This window comes from Heyndrickxia sp. FSL W8-0496 (assembly GCF_038007825.1).
Taxonomy (GTDB): Bacteria; Bacillota; Bacilli; order Bacillales; family Bacillaceae_C; genus Heyndrickxia; species Heyndrickxia oleronia.
On the sequence record NZ_JBBOXX010000001.1, the window covers coordinates 4,050,414 to 4,066,725 of the forward strand.

The window sequence follows — 16,312 nt, forward strand, 5'->3', positions numbered from 1 at the left end:
TTGTTTTATGCCCTAACCATCTCCTGATACGCCTTCCACATTTTTTGATGGGAAACAGGAAAGGCATATTGAGTTAATTCTTCTTTTGTCACAAGCTTTAAGTCCTCTTTTTGTTCTACTTGTCCAAGGATTTCCCCTGAGTATACGTCAATATTCCACGTTAAGTGGGAAAAAACATGTGGAATAGTAGTCAATGATTCTTTTTCCAACTGGATATCCACTCGGAAATCCTTTTTCAAGAAATCATGAAGGATATCTTTCGGTTTGACTAGCTGACTTTTTTCTACATTTGGAAACTCCCATAAATTTGCTAATAGCCCGTCACTTGGCCGTTTATGGATGAGATACTTCCCTTCCTGATCCTTTAGCACCGCTGCAATTAGCTCTATATGCTTCATGCTTTTTTTCTTCGTCTTCACTGGCAATTCATTTTGAACTCCCTCTTCAAAAGCTTGGCAATGTTCTCTTACTGGACAAAGGAGACACGCCGGGGAGGTGGGAGTACAAATCAATGCACCTAATTCCATCAAGGCTTGATTGAAAAAAGATGGATTGTCATGTGAAATGAGCTCGCGAACGGCTTGTTCAAACACCTTTCTTGAAGAAGCCTTTGCGATATCATCCCATATCGTCAGAATTCTTGAGAATACTCGCATGACATTCCCGTCAACAGCAGGCTCGGGAACACCATACGCAATACTTAAAATAGCACCTGCAGTATAAGGGCCAACCCCTTTTAATGACTTGATTTCCTCAGGTGTATTCGGCACTTTGCTATTATAGTTTTCCTTGACTTCTCTCACAGCTGCTTGCAAATTTCTAACCCGGGAATAGTATCCTAAACCTTCCCAAGCCTTTAACACACTTTCTTCATCAGCATCTGCGAGCGCTTCTATAGTTGGAAATTTCTCAATAAAACGATTAAAATAGGGAATAACAGTATCCACTCTTGTTTGCTGTAGCATAATTTCCGAAACCCAGACCTTATAAGGATCTTGATCCTTCCTCCAAGGGAGGTCACGCTGCTCTTCCTTAAACCAATTTAATAAATCATTTTGGAATTCTTGCTTATTTATCTTTTCAATCGTACTTACCATATAGTCCTCCAGCAATCTATCGTAAAGGTTATCACATGAACATGTAAGAGCTTCATTAACAACCTCTAATAAAATTATGTTAATTCCCCTTCTTATGGGGAAAAGTAATAGAAAATAATGACTTCCGTGTAATATCCGAAACAATAAAAACGGAATATTAAGATTCGATTACAAATTGCTTACTTCACGGAATGTCCATTGCAAATCACACCTTTTTACCATATCATGTTTTAACAATAATTCATACGCTGATACATTTACTTTCTGCAGTACAAATTTTGGATAATGATTTGCCAACCTTTTAAGGGGGAAGTTAGTTTTGGATACAGGTACACATCTTGTTATGGGGTTTGCACTGGGTGGATTAGCCACTCTGGACCCAGTTGTAACCGAGAACACTATTAATTCACATAGTATCCTTTTTGCCACAATTATAGGATCACAAATTCCTGACATCGATACATTTTTAAAATTTCGCAATAACGCTGTTTACATTCGCAATCATCGTGGGGCAACCCATTCGATACCTGCTATCATTTTGTGGTCCTTGCTCATAACGATTTGTGGAAGTTTTATCTTTCAAGGAGCCAATTTATTTCATCTGTGGCTCTGGGCGTTTTTAGCTGTTTTTCTCCATGTATTTGTTGATATTTTCAATGCATACGGAACACAAGCCCTGCGACCGTTTTCCTCCAAATGGGTTGCATTAGGCATCATCAATACCTTTGATCCTTTCATTTTTATTATTCATGTTATTGGATTGATTATTTGGGCGTTCGGAGCAAATCCTGGGATCACCTTCATCGTTGTCTACAGCATCATTATTATCTATTATTTAACGAGATTTGCTGAGCAATGGTTAGTTAAAAAAGCCGTATTAAAGCTCATCCCGGATGCTGAAAAAATCATCATCGCCCCCACTATGAGATTTTTTAAATGGAGAATCGTTGTTAGCACAAAAGATCAATTTTTTGTCGGAAGTGCATATAAACATGAGGTTACGATACTAGATGAATTTGATCGTATACCTATCCCTGAAAATAACATCATCGACCAAGCAAAAAAAGACAAAAACATCTCAGCCTTTTTATCCTTTTCCCCGATTTATCGTTGGGTCATTAAGGAGCTAAATACCGGCTACGAAGTACAATTTATTGATTTGCGCTACCGAAGTAAAGGACATTACCCATTTGTTGCCATCGTGCAAATGAAGGATGATCTGGACATTACGGGTTCCTATACTGGCTGGATCTATAGTAAAGAAAAGCTGAGAAAGAAATTAGATATAGCCACAAGAACTTGACAGGAAGTGGATGAACCTTCTAGTTATAATGGTTTAATGAAGGAAAATAATAATGGATAGGGCTGTCTATAAGTTTTTACATCCCTTTTTATAAAACCTTCGAAGGGGGATCACCATAATGAGAAATAAAGCAAAAGGCTTTCCTTATGGAAATGATAATAAATTTGAAGGTGAACCAAGAGCAAAAGCTGAATTTGCTTCCACACGTGCAGATGGATCCATCAACACGCACCCACAGGAAAGAATGAAGGCATCAAGTAGAAGAGATAGCGACGTCTAATACCATGTAAAACACAAAAGGTCAGCTCCTTTATCGTAAAGAGCTGACCTTTTAATTATTTTAGTTTCTTTAAAACGGATATCGGAAGTGCCTCTTCTTCCTTTTGGCCAGCTAAGCGATAGCCCCATGCAAAAACACCGTTAATATAATCGATTTTGAAGTAGCTTCCTGGATCTCCTTCTATTTCATAGAGTTCTCCCGGAATAAAGTCTTTAGGATTCAATAAATAGGCTTTGGCCATTACGATCTTTCTTTCTAAAACGGCATATTCATTTACAATACCAAGCTGCTCTGCCTTCCTGGCCTTTTCGGTTAATAAAAATATTTCCTGTCTTAATTCATACTCTGTCATTTGACTGTATCTTTTTTCTTGCTCCATGAGTTGTTTCCCACCTATTCACTTTTCATATTCATTGATAAATCGGTCGATTAATTCGATTGAAAATCCTTTTCGATATAAGGTCTGTTTCATTTTTTGCTCATACTCATAGCCACTATACTTTTGGAATTTCCGATGCGCCTTCATTCCTTGCTCAATCATCGCATGCCATTCCTGATCCTCATCCTTTTCGATTGTTACCTCATTCATGGCCATTTGGATCATTTCTCCTGAAAAACCTTTTCTCAGTAAATTCTGTTCAATTTTTTGCTTTAAGTTTCTCTCGGAAAGCTTCTGGTTCTGCTTGATCGTTTTTTCAATCAGTGCTGTCGCATGGGAAAGCTGTGCATCCATTGGATATTCCTTCATCGCTATTTCAATATTTGTTTCAGAAATACCCTTCTCCTTTAACTCCCGTATTAAAACACTTGGCCCTTTTTTCGTTGTATTGACTTGTGTTCGAACAAAGGCAATAGCAAACTCTACATCATTTATATATTTCAATTGATATAATTTATGGATAACCTCTTGAATCGCAGGTTCAGGATATTCTTTTTGCTTTAAATAATCCCTAACTTCCCTTTCAGAACGCATGCGAAAGGAAAGATAATGTATGGCACTATTAACACCCTTACGGATCTCATCCTCATAATTGATTTCGGTAATATCTAATTCAGATAGTTCCTTCCCCTTCATTAACTGAAATCGTGCTAATACTTCTTCATCCACACTAAAGGAGTAATTCCCATCAAGAAAGATATTATACCGTTCAACATTATTCTTTTGTACGGATATTTTCGTAATAATTGGCATAGAAAGCATCCCTCTTTATTTGAATTCCATCTCATTTTACCATTCTATTCCGTATGTTTGCCATGATTAAGGTAATACTGTATAGAAAAGCACAGCGCCTTGTTGAGTAGGAAATCAGCTTTATTGATTTTCTCGGAAGTCCTATTAAGGGCAAAGGCACTGGAGCTAGTCAGAAATGCCATGTTCAACATTTTTAAAAAGATCAGTGAAAGGGTGAAATGAGATGTCGAAAGATAAACGTGTTAAAACAAAAAGTAATTTATCGAGTATGCAAGCCATTAACTATGCCCATGAATTTAAAATTGCCGATCGTGCAGGTGGATATATCCAAGACAGACAAAAAAATTCTTGATAAAACCAAAGAATTTTACACAATCTATAGAAACGGAAAACATTCCGTACAATTTTATATTTGAAGGGGGCACTAAAAATGGGTAGAGCACATAAGCAAAAAACACGTGACAAAAATAAAGCAAAACTTCCCCAAGTTCCTAAAAATTTAAAATATGACGGTAAAGACGTAGAGTTTTCCGAAGAACTAGCTGACCAAAACGATCGAGAAGCACAAGCTCGATCCCAAGCAGCCGAAAAACGAGCAAAAAACAAAAAAATGTAAAAAGCAGGGGCCACCCCTGCTTTTCCTATGGGGGTCAGACCCCACCAAGAAAATCCCGATGAAATCAACCTTTTTCATAAAAGAACTAGCATTGTGGGGTCAGACCCCCAAGTTTTCCACAACTCTACTAATTTTGTGTATAGTTTTTTAAAACCCCTTCAAATCAATAGATTACCACTCCTGAATATTGTGGATAAGTTTGTTAATAGCTTATGTGGATAAGCCGCCATTTTTGTGGAATTCCCTCTATAACCTTTATTTCATCGCATTTAATATGTGTATATCATTGTGGATATTTTTTAAATGAAAATTATTTTCCATAAGTTAGTTTCTTGAAATATTTACAAAAATCTTACATAATAGACAAAACGATACTGAATTTTCAAAATTAAAATAATGTATTAGCTAGGAGTCTTTATTATGCATATTGGGACAAGAATTCGATTTTATCGTCTTTTAAGAGGACTTAGTCCTGAGGAATTATCTGATGGCATTACCGCACTATCATATCTAGCATCTATTGAAAATAATGGTCATACACCTCCTATTGAAATGCTAAGTCAATTATGTGACCGGCTTGAAATTCCATTTATGACCTATCCGAACGAAGAATTAACTCAGCTCATAAATAAATGGAAGCCTTCTTTATTACAAAATGATCAAGAGGAATCCTCTGCCATTTTTGAGGAAATTTCAAGCAAACTTTCTGATAGTGTGGACTTCCAACTTATTCTAACCTATCATGTATACTTAATCAGATATTACCTAATACAAAAACAGCTTGAGAAGGCAAAAGAATTAATCGAAATGGTTAAACCTTTTCACTTTGAAATGGCTGATGACTTAAAATTCTCATTTCAAAAATTCCACGGAAACTATCTCTACTACACAAATCAATTCGCTGAGGCAGCTAGTCTATTTAATAATGCAAAAAATTACTTATTTGCGATTGATGCAAATTTACTTGACGAAAAAGCCGACCTATATTATATGTATGGACTGACTCTTGGTCGAATCAACAAAAACACATTATCGGTTTTCTACATTGAAGAAGCATTATCACTTTTTCAACAAACCTATCAAATGAAGCGCTGTACAGATTGCCATATGCTACTTGGAGTGGTTTATAGTAAAATGCAAGAATATTGCGATTCTGAACATCATTACACGATTGCAAAACAGTTAGCAAAATCTATTAGCTATACAGATTTAATCGATAAAATTGAACATAACTTAGGATTGTTAAAATCACGTCAAGGTAAATCAAAGGAGGCGATTACACATTATCTGAATAGTTATGAAGAATTAGATAAACAGAAAACAAATGACCAACTCCAAATTATTATTAATATCATCAATGAATACTATAAGATTGGCTTTATTCACGAGGTAAATATTTGGCTGGAACATGGTTTTTCCCTCATCGAGTCCATTGATCAACAAAAGGAGCACTATATTGAATTAACCTTTTTCCAGTATCTTGTAAGGGGCTACCCTGAAGGCTTCGAGGATTTTATATTGAATATAGCGATTCCATATTTCGAAGAAAGAAAGCAGAATCAATCCATTATCGTTTATTCAAAAAAACTCGGAGAATATTACCAGAAGAAGAAGAGATTTAAGGAGGCTGCGCTCTCTTTCGCTAAGGCAAATTCCGTCTATGAAAAAATTTTAGAACTTTAAGGAGGGTTTTCTTTTGAAAAAAAGAATGACGCTAGTTAAATGGATTTTTATCGTTCTAATCATAGTAGCAGTAATGATACCGAATGCCGTGGAACTTTTCCACCCTGTTGATCATGCAATTGGGGATTTTTGGCCACCTATCAATCTACCAAAGGGAATTATAGATAAACTATAGTACTAAAAGGCCCTTTTCAAAACCAATGTATCTATTTAGACCATTTTGTAACCAGATCGACGAGTTTTTCACTCCACTGAGAAAAGAGCCTACTAAAAAGGGGGAACGAATCATCGTTCCCCCTCCTCTTACTTAATAACGATCACCTAATTTTTCATGATTAAAGATGTTTTTTTAGCAGCGTCTATCAGTTTTTTTATACTGTCTCGATCGTTCTTCTGCAGAAGCTCAATGATTTTACTTCCGACAACGACACCGTCACAATATTGTCCTAGCTCTACGACATGCTCAGGGGTAGAGACACCAAATCCAGCTAAAACAGGAGCACTTGATATTTCCTTTAACTCTTTTAAATAGGAACCAATATTTTCACTATAGGAGGCCCTTGCCCCGGTTATACCAGTTACTGTTACAGCGTATAAAAACCCTTGGGTTCCACTCGCAATTTCCTTCACCCTTTCCTTTGAGCTCGTTAATGCTGCTAGACGGATTAAGGCGATTTGATGATCCTTCAAGGAATCTGCTAGAATTTCCTCCTCTTCCATTGGTAAATCCGGAATAATCACGCCATCGACACCGGCTTGCTCACATTCTCTGGCAAACTCTTTTATCCCAAATACATAAATAGGATTCATATAAGTCATGATCACAATCGGAATAGACCTTGTGTTTTTACTTAATTTCAGTCGCTCAAGAACAGCTCGCAAGGTTGTTCCTGCCTTTAATGCGCGAATACCTGCCTCCTGAATAGTCGGCCCATCGGCAACCGGATCGGAGAATGGAATGCCTAATTCTAAGGCAGTTGCCCCACTTTCTTCAAAAAAATCAATTTGTTCATTTAGTTTTTCAAGCCCTCCATCACCTGCCATAATATATGGAACAAATGCCTTATCCCCTTTTTCAAGAACGGTTTGAAACGCTTGATTTAATTTTTCAATGCCCATTCTTACAGCCCTCCTTTAATTTTTTTAATGGTTTCTACATCTTTATCTCCTCGGCCCGAAAGACAGATGACAAGTGTTTCATCAGCAGGCATTTCTTTTGCTAATTTAGTTGCATAGGCGACAGCATGCGAGCTTTCTAATGCTGGAATGATCCCTTCTGTTTTTGTTAAAAGCTCAAACGCTTCTAATGCCTCTACATCGGTAATTGCTGTATAGTGCACCCTGCATGATTCCTTCAAATAGCTATGTTCAGGACCTACACCCGGGTAATCCAGACCGGCTGAAATAGAGTGGGCTTCTTGTATTTGTCCATGATCATCCTGTAATAAATACGTCATCGTTCCATGGAGGACCCCGATCTTCCCATCTGTTAATGTTGCCGCGTGTTTTCCCGTAGCGATGCCTGATCCCCCAGCTTCTACCCCGTAAAGCTTGACATCGGAATCATTAACAAACGGGTAGAACATTCCGATTGAATTACTTCCCCCTCCAATACAAGCCACTACTACATCAGGAAGTTTTCCTGTTTGTTCTTGTATTTGTCTACGTGTTTCACTTCCTATGACACTTTGAAAGTCACGAACAATTTTCGGAAATGGATGGGGTCCCACAACAGAACCTAATATATAATGGGTATCCTCTACATGTGTGACCCAGTATCTTAATGCCTCATTGACCGCATCCTTTAATGTTCCGCTCCCTTGCTCCACACTTTTTACTTCTGCACCTAATAGCTCCATCCGGAACACATTTAATTTTTGTCTTTGAATATCTTCAGCACCCATGAATACTACACATTCAAGTCCAAGCAAGGCACAGGCAGTTGCTGTTGCAACTCCATGCTGTCCGGCACCTGTTTCTGCCACTACCTTCTTTTTCCCCATCCGTTGTGTTAAAAGAGCCTGACCAATCGCATTATTAATTTTATGTGCACCTGTATGATTCAAATCTTCTCGTTTTAAGTAAATGTTCGGACCACCTAATTGTTTTGATAAATTTTCAGCATAGTACAATGGTGTTTCCCGACCGATGTACTGCTTAAAATAATAATCAACTTGTTGCAAAAATTGCGGATCCTTTATTGCCTCTTCATAAGCCGTCTCCAGCTCCAATACAGCTGGCATCAATGTTTCCGGAACAAATCTGCCACCAAACATTCCGAAATGTCCTTTTTCATTTGGTTGTGTATATGTTGTCATTTCCTTCACTCTCCTTTAATTGTTGAAACGCTCGTTTTGCTTCCTTTACAAATAACCTCATTTTCTCTGGATCCTTTTCCCCATTGGTTTCCACACCACTAGAGACATCAAGCAATGCGGGCTTTACAATTGCTATCGCCTCCGCAACATTTTCTTCATTCAATCCACCTGCCAGAATCAATTGATCCTTATTAAGCGTAGTGTGATGAAGCTTCTCCCAATTAAAAGGGAGTCCAGTTCCTCCGCGGTAACGTCCACTCGGACTATCTATTAAATAGTAATCACATGGGAAACTTTCTATTTCAACTATTCGATCAATAGAGAATGCCTTGATAATCGGACGATTCAGGGTCATCGCATCTTCTGGTGTTTCATCTCCATGTAATTGGATGAAATCGAGTCCAACATATTCAGCGATTTCAGTCATCTTCTCGGCATCCTCATTGACAAAAACGCCTACTTTTTTTACATCTGACGGGATATGATCGGCTATTTGTTTGGCTTGGCTCGGAGAAATTCTTCGCTTACTATCCGCAAAGACAAAGCCGATCAAATCAGCACCTGCTTCTACAGCACTCATTGCCGCATCCAAGCTTTTAATTCCACAAATCTTCACCTGCAAAGTCAGTTGCCTCCTTTTATCTAAGCTAGTTTTCGTATAGAGAAAAGCCTAAATCAAAGCGGAATTTGTAATTGCTGAAAAGTAGTGGATAAATCCGGGCTACTCATTAAAGTCTCACCAACAAGAATTCCTTTCGCTCCTGCCTTTTTCATCCTTTCTACATCCTGCTTATTTTTTATTCCACTCTCACCAATGATTAGTACCTCATCTTGGTCGATTCGTTTTGCCAATCGTTCAGTTACAGCCAAATCAACCGCAAATGTTTTTAAGTTCCTATTGTTAATACCAATAATATTGGCACCAATTTGCAGGGCTGTTTCTAATTCCTCTTCATTATGGACTTCGACTAAAACATCTAAATGTAAGGACTTCGCATAGCGATATAACTCCTCTAACCTTTGCTTGGATAAAGCAGCGACAATCAGCAAAATAATATTGGCACCAAATTCCTTGGCACGGTCGATTTGGATCAAATCAATCATAAAATCCTTGCACAATATAGGTAAATCGACGACCTCTCTAATTGCCTGTAAATCATTCATCGATCCTTTAAAAAAACTTCCATCAGTCAATACAGAAATGGCATTCGCCCCTAGTTCCTGATATTGTTTTGCCTGTGCAATGGGATCGACATCGATGTTAATATTTCCTTTTGAGGGAGATGCCCTTTTGATTTCTGCAATGATATTCATTTGCTTTCCACTTCGAAAGGAATCATAGATGGATGCTACGGATTTCTGGCTGATCCTTTCGTTTTTTTGATAGTACTTTTTTAAAAAGCTTACTTCCTTTTCCTTTTCAAAAATAATTTCATCTAGAATCGTCATCTACATCACTTCCTCCTTTGCTCTTTGGCTATAATCAATAAGATAGTTTAACTTTTTCAAGGCTGCTCCTGAATCAATACTTTCCCTTGCAAGAGCTATTCCTTCTTGCACAGTTTGAGCTAATCCATTGGCAAAAATCGCAAGTCCCGCATTGAATATAACCGTATCCCTATAGGCTCCTTTTTCTCCATTTAATACACTCATGAGGATAGATGCATTTTCAACAGAACTGCCACCGCGAATTTCACTATTTTCATAATGTGGCAATCCGACATCCTCTGGCTTCAATGTAAAAGGAATGATGTCTCCATGATCTAAAAGAACTAAGTGATTTTCTCCTGATAATGAAGCCTCATCCATATAGCCTGCACCATTAAGGATAAGGGCTCTTTTTCTTCCTAAACGATGAAGAACGCTTGCCATCATCTCTAACATGTCACGACGGTAGATGCCTAATAACTGGGTATCTAAATCGACTGGATTTGTTAATGGCCCAATTAAATTGAATACTGTTGGGATTTTTAAATCCTTGCGTATTTTCATAATCCGCTTTAAGCTCGGATGAAGATTGGGGGCAAATAAAAAGGCAATCCCGTTTTCTTCAAGAATCTCTTTAATTTGTTCTGCTCGGAAATTTAACGAAATTCCTAAGCTTTCTAAAACGTCGGCACTCCCTGTACGACTAGAAACACTGCGATTCCCGTGTTTGGCAATTTTTATCCCTGCACCTGCAATAACAAAGGCAGAGGTAGTGCTAATATTAAAGCTTTGTGAGCCATCCCCACCTGTACCACAATTGTCCATCACATGATCGATATCAAGCTGAATTTTCAACGATTTATCTCTGATCACTTGAACGAGTCCAGCGATTTCTTCAGCGGTTTCGCCCTTTACTTTCAACGTCGCTAAAAAGGCTCCCATTTCACTATCGGAAATAGTTTCATCAAGTAAGTAGTTTGCGGCATTTGTCATCTCCTCAAAGGATAAGCTCTGATGATCCATCATCTTTTCAAGATATGCTTTCATATGAATGCTCCTTTCTGATTTCAACTAAAAAGTTTTTGATCATTTCTTTCCCTGCTTTTGTTCCAATCGATTCTGGATGGAATTGGATGCCATATAAAGGGTAGATAGTATGCTTAATGGCCATAATTTCTTGATCATCCATTGATGTAGCTGAAATATCTAGCTGTCCTGGTAAACTTGCTTTTTCAATCACCAATGAGTGATACCTCATCACCTCAAGTGGCTGGGTCATATATTGAAAGATTCCTTCACCTGTATGAAGAATTCTCGATGTTTTTCCATGCTTAATTTCCCTTGCCTGAACAATCCTCGCACCGAAGGCAGCACCGATTGCCTGATGTCCTAAACAAACACCTAATATAGGGATTTGTTGATGCAATTTCTTGATGACGTCCATACAAATACCTGCTTGATCTGGTACTCCAGGTCCAGGAGAAAGAATGATCGCTTTCGGCTGCAAATCCCTAATTTCTTCGACAGTAATTCGATCATTTCGAAAAACCTCTACTGTTTCCCCAAGCTCCAATAAATATTGATAAAGGTTATACGTAAATGAATCATAATTGTCTAGCAAGATAATCATGATTATTCACCTCCAAAAGTGATTTCGCCTTATTCAGCGTCTCTTCATATTCCTTTTCCGGATCAGAATCATAAACGATTCCCGCACCTGCCTGTAAAATGGCCTTTCCATTTTTAATCACTAATGTGCGGATAGCTAGTGCAAAGTCAAGATCCCCATTCACGTTGATATAGCCGATCGCCCCTGCATACACCCCTCGCTTTCTCTTTTCTAAATCATTGATGATTTGCATCGCGCGAATTTTCGGTGCCCCAGATACCGTTCCTGCTGGCAAACAGGCAATCAATGCATCAATCCCAGAAAACTCTGCCCTCATCGTTCCTTGAACTTCGGAAACAATATGCATCACATGCTGATATCTCTCGACCATCATATATTTGGGAATTGAAATACTTCCTGGTTCACAAATTTTCCCGATATCATTTCGACTTAAATCCACGAGCATCTGATGTTCTGCTAGCTCCTTTTCATCGCTTAACAGTTCATTTTCTAATGTTTGATCATGAGCCTTCGTATTCCCTCTTGGCCGAGTTCCCGCAATCGGATTGGTAATTAATTGCTTTCCCTTTGTTTTGATTAAGCTTTCCGGCGAGGCACCAAGAACCACATAATCTTCAAAATCGAGATAAAACATATATGGCGATGGATTCGCATTGCGTAGCTTGCGATAAAATTGAAAAGAATCATGGTCAATATTTCCGATCATTCTTTGCGAAAGAACCAGTTGAAAAATATCTCCTTGAAGAATATGTTCCTTCGCCACCTCAACTAATTTCATAAATTCCTCTTTTTTCATTAATGGGGTGAACGATACATTCGATGCCTCTAGCTCCAAAGCTATTTCTGAATGTGACTCTGTAATGAAAGCTTTTAAGTCAGTGATGCTTTTTACCAGCTCTTGATCTGTTCTACTTTCATTCAGATTTAAAGCGATGATCGAAATCATTTGTGCCAGATGATCAAACACAAGAATATCTTGATAAAACATAAAATGGATATCCGGCATTTCTACCTCATCATTGATCACTTCTCCAATGTTTTCATACTCTCGAATGGCATCATAGCCGATATAGCCAACTGCTCCCCCGATAAATGGGATATTCAGTATGGATAATTCTTCTGCTGGAATATACTTTTTTAATAACTCAAGCGGTTTTCCTGTCTCCTCCTTCATTACTTCCTTTTGCTGATTGATGATTGCAACGTGACTCCCTCTTGCAATAAACTCCATATATGGATTCATCCCAATAAATGAGTACCGACCATTCTCTTCGTGCTTTAATGAGCTTTCCAATAAAAATTTCTTTCTCCCCTGAATGCGATTGAACACAGCAATGGGAGTAAGCATATCCGCGTTTATATGATCGATCTTATAACCTGTAATCTTCATCACTATTCCTCCTATAAGAAAAATTCATAAAGCCTATAGACGCTGGAACTAGACAAACTCGTTCACTTTTTGAAATAAAAAAAATCGCCCTCTATAAACACAAGATATCTGTGTTTATAGAGGACGATTCTCATCGTGGTGCCACCTCTTTTCGAAGGGAAATTCTAATCCCTTCCTCGTGATCAGGTACGGGATACTCACGATCCGATACCCTATCCTGTTAACGGTGGAAGCCGTGTTTCCCTACTTCATTTTCAAGAAACCTCTCATAAGTCCATTCCGTTTCACCCCTCATACTGGATTCACACCTGCACCAGCTCTCTGTAACGATTTAAATGAAACGTACTCCTCTTATTCAACGATTTTTTTATTTATATAATTGGTATAAAAATACAAAAGGGTCCCTCATCCAAAAGGACGAGGAACCCGTGGTACCACCTTTATTAGCTGACAAACAGCTCACTTTGACAATATCGAGCTTGAATTTCAAGCTTAATATCCGTCTCTTGTAACGATAAGACATTCGCCAAAGCCTACTGTTCCATTAGATTTTCGGTTTGGAAGCTCAGAAGTCCATTCATTCACATGTTCTCACTGGTTCTCACCAACCACCAGCTCTCTAATAGAGTCCATATAAATTACTACTCTTCGTCAACGCCGTTTATTTAAATTTATTGTTTATTATATTATTACGGTTGTTTTTATATGTCAAGGAATTTTTATAAATTTTTTTACCACCCAGGAAATATTGATAAACAGCATTGTTCATCGCTTATCAGGCTGTAAGGTAGGTGGCGAGAGCTTTTATGTTTCCTGAATGCTTCACTCGAATGATCGAAATTTTTGGTAAAAATTTCGCATATGAAGGACATTTTCATGTTCTTTTTGGAAAACTGTCTTTCACTAATATAAATGTTTAGTCATATGTTATCTTCCATAACCATTTACAATATTTTTTTTAATAATAATCCCTTCATAAGAGAAGAATACAGGCAAATTCATTCATAAGGGTGGTGATTCAAAATGTCAGTAGAAGAAATTACTTCGAAAAAAGCGCATGAAAGAAAAGAACTGTACGGGCTAGAACCAGAGATGAGCCTACAAAATGTAAATTTCGCCTCAAGAGAAAACTCCTATCTCAATGAACATTATCAGGAGGACGAAGAGGATGAATAAAACACGCTTTCCTATGGCACCAATTCGCTCTAAAAAGCTTTAGAAAAGCGCATAAAAAAAGGATTTGTATGAGGGGGTCTGACCCCCTCCTTCACTATACCCACCACATATTGGCTGGTGTTTCTTCAATTAGCACGGCTTTGAGATTCGTTACTGCACGTGTAAATCCTTCTTCAATAGACATAATGGGGTCTTCATGCTCAATACTCACGACATGGTCATAGCCATATGTGCGCAGGGCACTTATGATATTGGACCATTCATGCAAGCTGTGCCCACAACCAACGGAGCGGAAAGACCATGCTCTTGTTCTTACTTCATCATAAGGCTGCATATCGGTCAGACCATACATATTCACATGATCCTGATCAATATATGTATCCTTCGCATGGAAATGATGGATCGCATTTTCTTTTGCCAGTATTTTAATCGCACCTACGGGATCAATTCCTTGCCACCAAAGATGACTTGGATCTAGATTAGCTCCGATGGCATCACAGGTCGCCTCACGTAATTTTAGTAACGTATAAGGAGTGTGAACTAAAAACCCACCGTGTAGTTCAAGACCAATCTTTACTTGATGATCCTTTGCAAACTGTCCCATCTCTTTCCAATAAGGAATGAGCTTTTCCTCCCATTGCCATTTTAGAACTTCTGAAAATTCATTCGGCCATGGAGCGACAGGCCAGTTCGGATATTTTGCTCCTTCATGATCCCCTGCTGTTCCAGAAAACGCATTGACTACCGGTACATCCATAAGCGATGCTAATTGAATGGTTTTTTTGAGGTCCTCATGACTCTTTTGGGCGAATTCTTTATTCGGCGAAATAGGATTTCCGTGACAACTAAATGCACTAATTTCTAATCCTCTTGTTTTCAGCTCATGTAAATAGACCTCTCTCTTCCCTTCATTTTCAAGCAATTCATCCACTTTACAATGGGCATCTCCTGGATAGCCCCCTGTGCCAATTTCAACTGCTTTTAAGCCGGCTGCCTTCACATAATCCAGCACATCGGTAAAGCTCTTTTCTGCAAATAATACAGTAAACACACCAAGTTTCATCTATAATCTCCACACTTTCTATAATTAATTTGGGTATTTTTTTAATCCTCTAACCTACTCTATTGATACGATTTTCTTCGTTTCATATGATTCGAGAGATGCCAATATCACATTTAATGATTTCATCCCTTCATATCCATCAATTGGTACTTCCTTATCCTCGACAATACAATTAATAAATTGGTCAATGACATGGGAATTATGTTGTCCACCATTTTCATTAGATTGAATTTCACCTAACTTATGCTTATCTGTTTTTCCATTTTTATATTGAACAATTAATGAATAATCTGGATCATCCTCTAATCGAAGAACAGCCTTTTCACCATAAATAATCGTCGAATTGTCTTCCTTAGCGACATAAGACCAGCTTGCAGCAAGGGTTCCGATGATTCCCGTTTCCGTCTTCAAAATACAAACCGCATTGTCATCCACAGTGGAATCCTGCTTTGAACTTGTCTCCACAAAGGCAGCTACCTCTACGATTTCTTCGTTAAGTAGATAACGCAGTAAATCTGTTTTATGAACGCCTAAATCTCCCATAGCTCCAATAAAGGCTTTCTCTTTCTGAAAGAACCAACTATCCGCCCCATCAACACTCCAGCCTTCTGGACCACCATGTCCAAAGGCCGTTCTAAAGCTATATATTTTTCCGATTTCCCCTGAATCGATGATTTTTTTCGCTTGGACATGTGATTCAACCAATCTTTGATTATGGGCAATCATTAGTTTTCGATTGTTTCTTTCAGCTGCCTCGATCATGGCTAATGCCTCTTCCTTCGAAGTAGCCATTGGTTTTTCACAAAGAACATGCTTCCCTGCATTCAGTGCTGCAATGGTAATTGGCGCATGTAAGTAGTTGGGGGTACAAACGCTTACTGCCTCAATATTCGAATCCGAGAGTAATTTCTTATAATCCGTATAAACGTTTGCATTATACTTCCTTCCTTTTTTCTTTGCTCGCTCCTCCACACTATCGCAAACAGCAACGATTTCGACATGATCATTCAACATATATTCTGGTAAATGGCGATGTGTAGCAATGCTCCCACAACCAATAATCCCAACCTTTACTTTTCTCACTTTCGCTTCCTCCCTTTTATGTTCACATTTATCTAATTCTAAATAAAAAATGT

The 16,312-nt window shown here is 38.2% G+C and carries 19 protein-coding genes and 2 other annotated features; of the genes, 7 read left to right on the forward strand and 12 right to left on the reverse strand.

Annotation, left to right across the window (positions count from 1 at the left end; all coding sequences use genetic code 11):
* Positions 1-5: 5 nt before the first annotated feature.
* Positions 6-1,097: an A/G-specific adenine glycosylase gene (gene mutY / locus NST63_RS20495; RefSeq protein ID WP_173720016.1), complete on the reverse strand. Its 1,092-nt coding sequence runs from the start codon at positions 1,095-1,097 to the stop codon at positions 6-8.
* Positions 1,098-1,416: 319 nt separating this feature from the next.
* Here mutY and NST63_RS20500 point away from each other — a divergent pair, with 319 nt between their 5' ends.
* On the forward strand, positions 1,417-2,400 hold the full coding sequence (locus NST63_RS20500) for a metal-dependent hydrolase (RefSeq protein WP_058005669.1): 984 nt from the start codon (positions 1,417-1,419) through the stop codon (positions 2,398-2,400).
* 115 nt (positions 2,401-2,515) lie between these two features.
* The gene (locus tag NST63_RS20505; RefSeq protein WP_173720017.1) at positions 2,516-2,680 is read left to right on the forward strand and encodes a small, acid-soluble spore protein K; all 165 of its coding nucleotides are present in this window, start codon (positions 2,516-2,518) and stop codon (positions 2,678-2,680) included.
* Between the two features lie 55 nt (positions 2,681-2,735).
* Here NST63_RS20505 and NST63_RS20510 read toward each other — a convergent pair whose 3' ends face one another.
* Both NST63_RS20510 and recX read right to left on the reverse strand, forming a co-directional pair.
* Positions 2,736-3,059, reverse strand: coding sequence for a YfhH family protein (locus NST63_RS20510; RefSeq protein WP_341043579.1), 324 nt, complete (start codon positions 3,057-3,059; stop codon positions 2,736-2,738).
* A gap of 18 nt (positions 3,060-3,077) precedes the next feature.
* Positions 3,078-3,872 (reverse strand): recombination regulator RecX, encoded by a 795-nt coding sequence (gene recX, locus NST63_RS20515; RefSeq protein WP_341043580.1) that lies wholly within the window; start codon positions 3,870-3,872, stop codon positions 3,078-3,080.
* Between the two features lie 223 nt (positions 3,873-4,095).
* On the opposite strand from recX, the gene NST63_RS20520 reads away from it, so the two are divergent.
* The 4 genes from NST63_RS20520 (at position 4,096) to NST63_RS20535 (ending at position 6,346) form a co-directional block, all read left to right on the forward strand.
* The gene (locus NST63_RS20520; RefSeq protein WP_071977658.1) at positions 4,096-4,224 is read left to right on the forward strand and encodes a YfhE family protein; all 129 of its coding nucleotides are present in this window, start codon (positions 4,096-4,098) and stop codon (positions 4,222-4,224) included.
* 78 nt (positions 4,225-4,302) lie between these two features.
* Positions 4,303-4,488, forward strand: a complete 186-nt coding sequence (locus NST63_RS20525; RefSeq protein ID WP_071977657.1) for a YfhD family protein — start codon at positions 4,303-4,305, stop codon at positions 4,486-4,488.
* 420 nt (positions 4,489-4,908) lie between these two features.
* Positions 4,909-6,171 carry a helix-turn-helix domain-containing protein gene (locus tag NST63_RS20530; RefSeq protein ID WP_341043581.1) on the forward strand — a complete coding sequence of 421 codons (1,263 nt, stop codon included), beginning with the start codon at positions 4,909-4,911 and terminating at the stop codon, positions 6,169-6,171.
* A 13-nt stretch (positions 6,172-6,184) separates the two neighbouring features.
* Positions 6,185-6,346 carry a hypothetical protein gene (locus tag NST63_RS20535; protein WP_212944391.1) on the forward strand — a complete coding sequence of 54 codons (162 nt, stop codon included), beginning with the start codon at positions 6,185-6,187 and terminating at the stop codon, positions 6,344-6,346.
* Positions 6,347-6,492: 146 nt separating this feature from the next.
* Here the strand turns inward: NST63_RS20535 and trpA are convergent, their stop codons facing one another.
* From trpA to trpE, 7 genes are read right to left on the reverse strand one after another with little or no spacing between them, the layout of a single operon-like run.
* Positions 6,493-7,290 carry a tryptophan synthase subunit alpha gene (trpA, locus tag NST63_RS20540; RefSeq protein WP_341043582.1) on the reverse strand — a complete coding sequence of 266 codons (798 nt, stop codon included), beginning with the start codon at positions 7,288-7,290 and terminating at the stop codon, positions 6,493-6,495.
* A gap of 2 nt (positions 7,291-7,292) precedes the next feature.
* Positions 7,293-8,489 carry a tryptophan synthase subunit beta gene (trpB, locus tag NST63_RS20545; RefSeq protein ID WP_341043583.1) on the reverse strand — a complete coding sequence of 399 codons (1,197 nt, stop codon included), beginning with the start codon at positions 8,487-8,489 and terminating at the stop codon, positions 7,293-7,295.
* Complete coding sequence (locus NST63_RS20550) at positions 8,464-9,105, reverse strand: phosphoribosylanthranilate isomerase (RefSeq protein WP_306420374.1); 642 nt, start codon at positions 9,103-9,105, stop codon at positions 8,464-8,466. The genes trpB and NST63_RS20550 overlap by 26 nt, the downstream gene beginning before the upstream one ends.
* Positions 9,106-9,164: 59 nt before the next feature.
* Positions 9,165-9,938 carry an indole-3-glycerol phosphate synthase TrpC gene (gene trpC / locus NST63_RS20555; RefSeq protein ID WP_341043584.1) on the reverse strand — a complete coding sequence of 258 codons (774 nt, stop codon included), beginning with the start codon at positions 9,936-9,938 and terminating at the stop codon, positions 9,165-9,167.
* Positions 9,939-10,964 carry an anthranilate phosphoribosyltransferase gene (trpD, locus tag NST63_RS20560; protein ID WP_341043585.1) on the reverse strand — a complete coding sequence of 342 codons (1,026 nt, stop codon included), beginning with the start codon at positions 10,962-10,964 and terminating at the stop codon, positions 9,939-9,941.
* Positions 10,948-11,547: an anthranilate synthase component II gene (locus NST63_RS20565; RefSeq protein WP_341043586.1), complete on the reverse strand. Its 600-nt coding sequence runs from the start codon at positions 11,545-11,547 to the stop codon at positions 10,948-10,950. The genes trpD and NST63_RS20565 overlap by 17 nt, the downstream gene beginning before the upstream one ends.
* Positions 11,522-12,937, reverse strand: a complete 1,416-nt coding sequence (gene trpE, locus NST63_RS20570) for an anthranilate synthase component I (RefSeq protein WP_341043587.1) — start codon at positions 12,935-12,937, stop codon at positions 11,522-11,524. Before trpE ends, NST63_RS20565 begins: the two co-directional genes overlap by 26 nt.
* Positions 12,938-13,053: 116 nt before the next feature.
* Positions 13,054-13,305: a binding site (T-box leader), on the reverse strand.
* 42 nt (positions 13,306-13,347) lie between these two features.
* Positions 13,348-13,601: a binding site (T-box leader), on the reverse strand.
* A 359-nt stretch (positions 13,602-13,960) separates the two neighbouring features.
* Between trpE and NST63_RS20575 the strand changes: the two genes are divergently transcribed.
* Positions 13,961-14,113, forward strand: a complete 153-nt coding sequence (locus NST63_RS20575) for a hypothetical protein (RefSeq protein ID WP_169846893.1) — start codon at positions 13,961-13,963, stop codon at positions 14,111-14,113.
* A gap of 94 nt (positions 14,114-14,207) precedes the next feature.
* On the opposite strand, the gene NST63_RS20580 is transcribed toward NST63_RS20575, so the two are convergent.
* On the reverse strand, positions 14,208-15,176 hold the full coding sequence (locus NST63_RS20580) for a sugar phosphate isomerase/epimerase family protein (RefSeq protein ID WP_341043588.1): 969 nt from the start codon (positions 15,174-15,176) through the stop codon (positions 14,208-14,210).
* Between the two features lie 54 nt (positions 15,177-15,230).
* Positions 15,231-16,259, reverse strand: a complete 1,029-nt coding sequence (locus tag NST63_RS20585) for a Gfo/Idh/MocA family protein (protein ID WP_341043589.1) — start codon at positions 16,257-16,259, stop codon at positions 15,231-15,233.
* Positions 16,260-16,312: the final 53 nt, after the last annotated feature.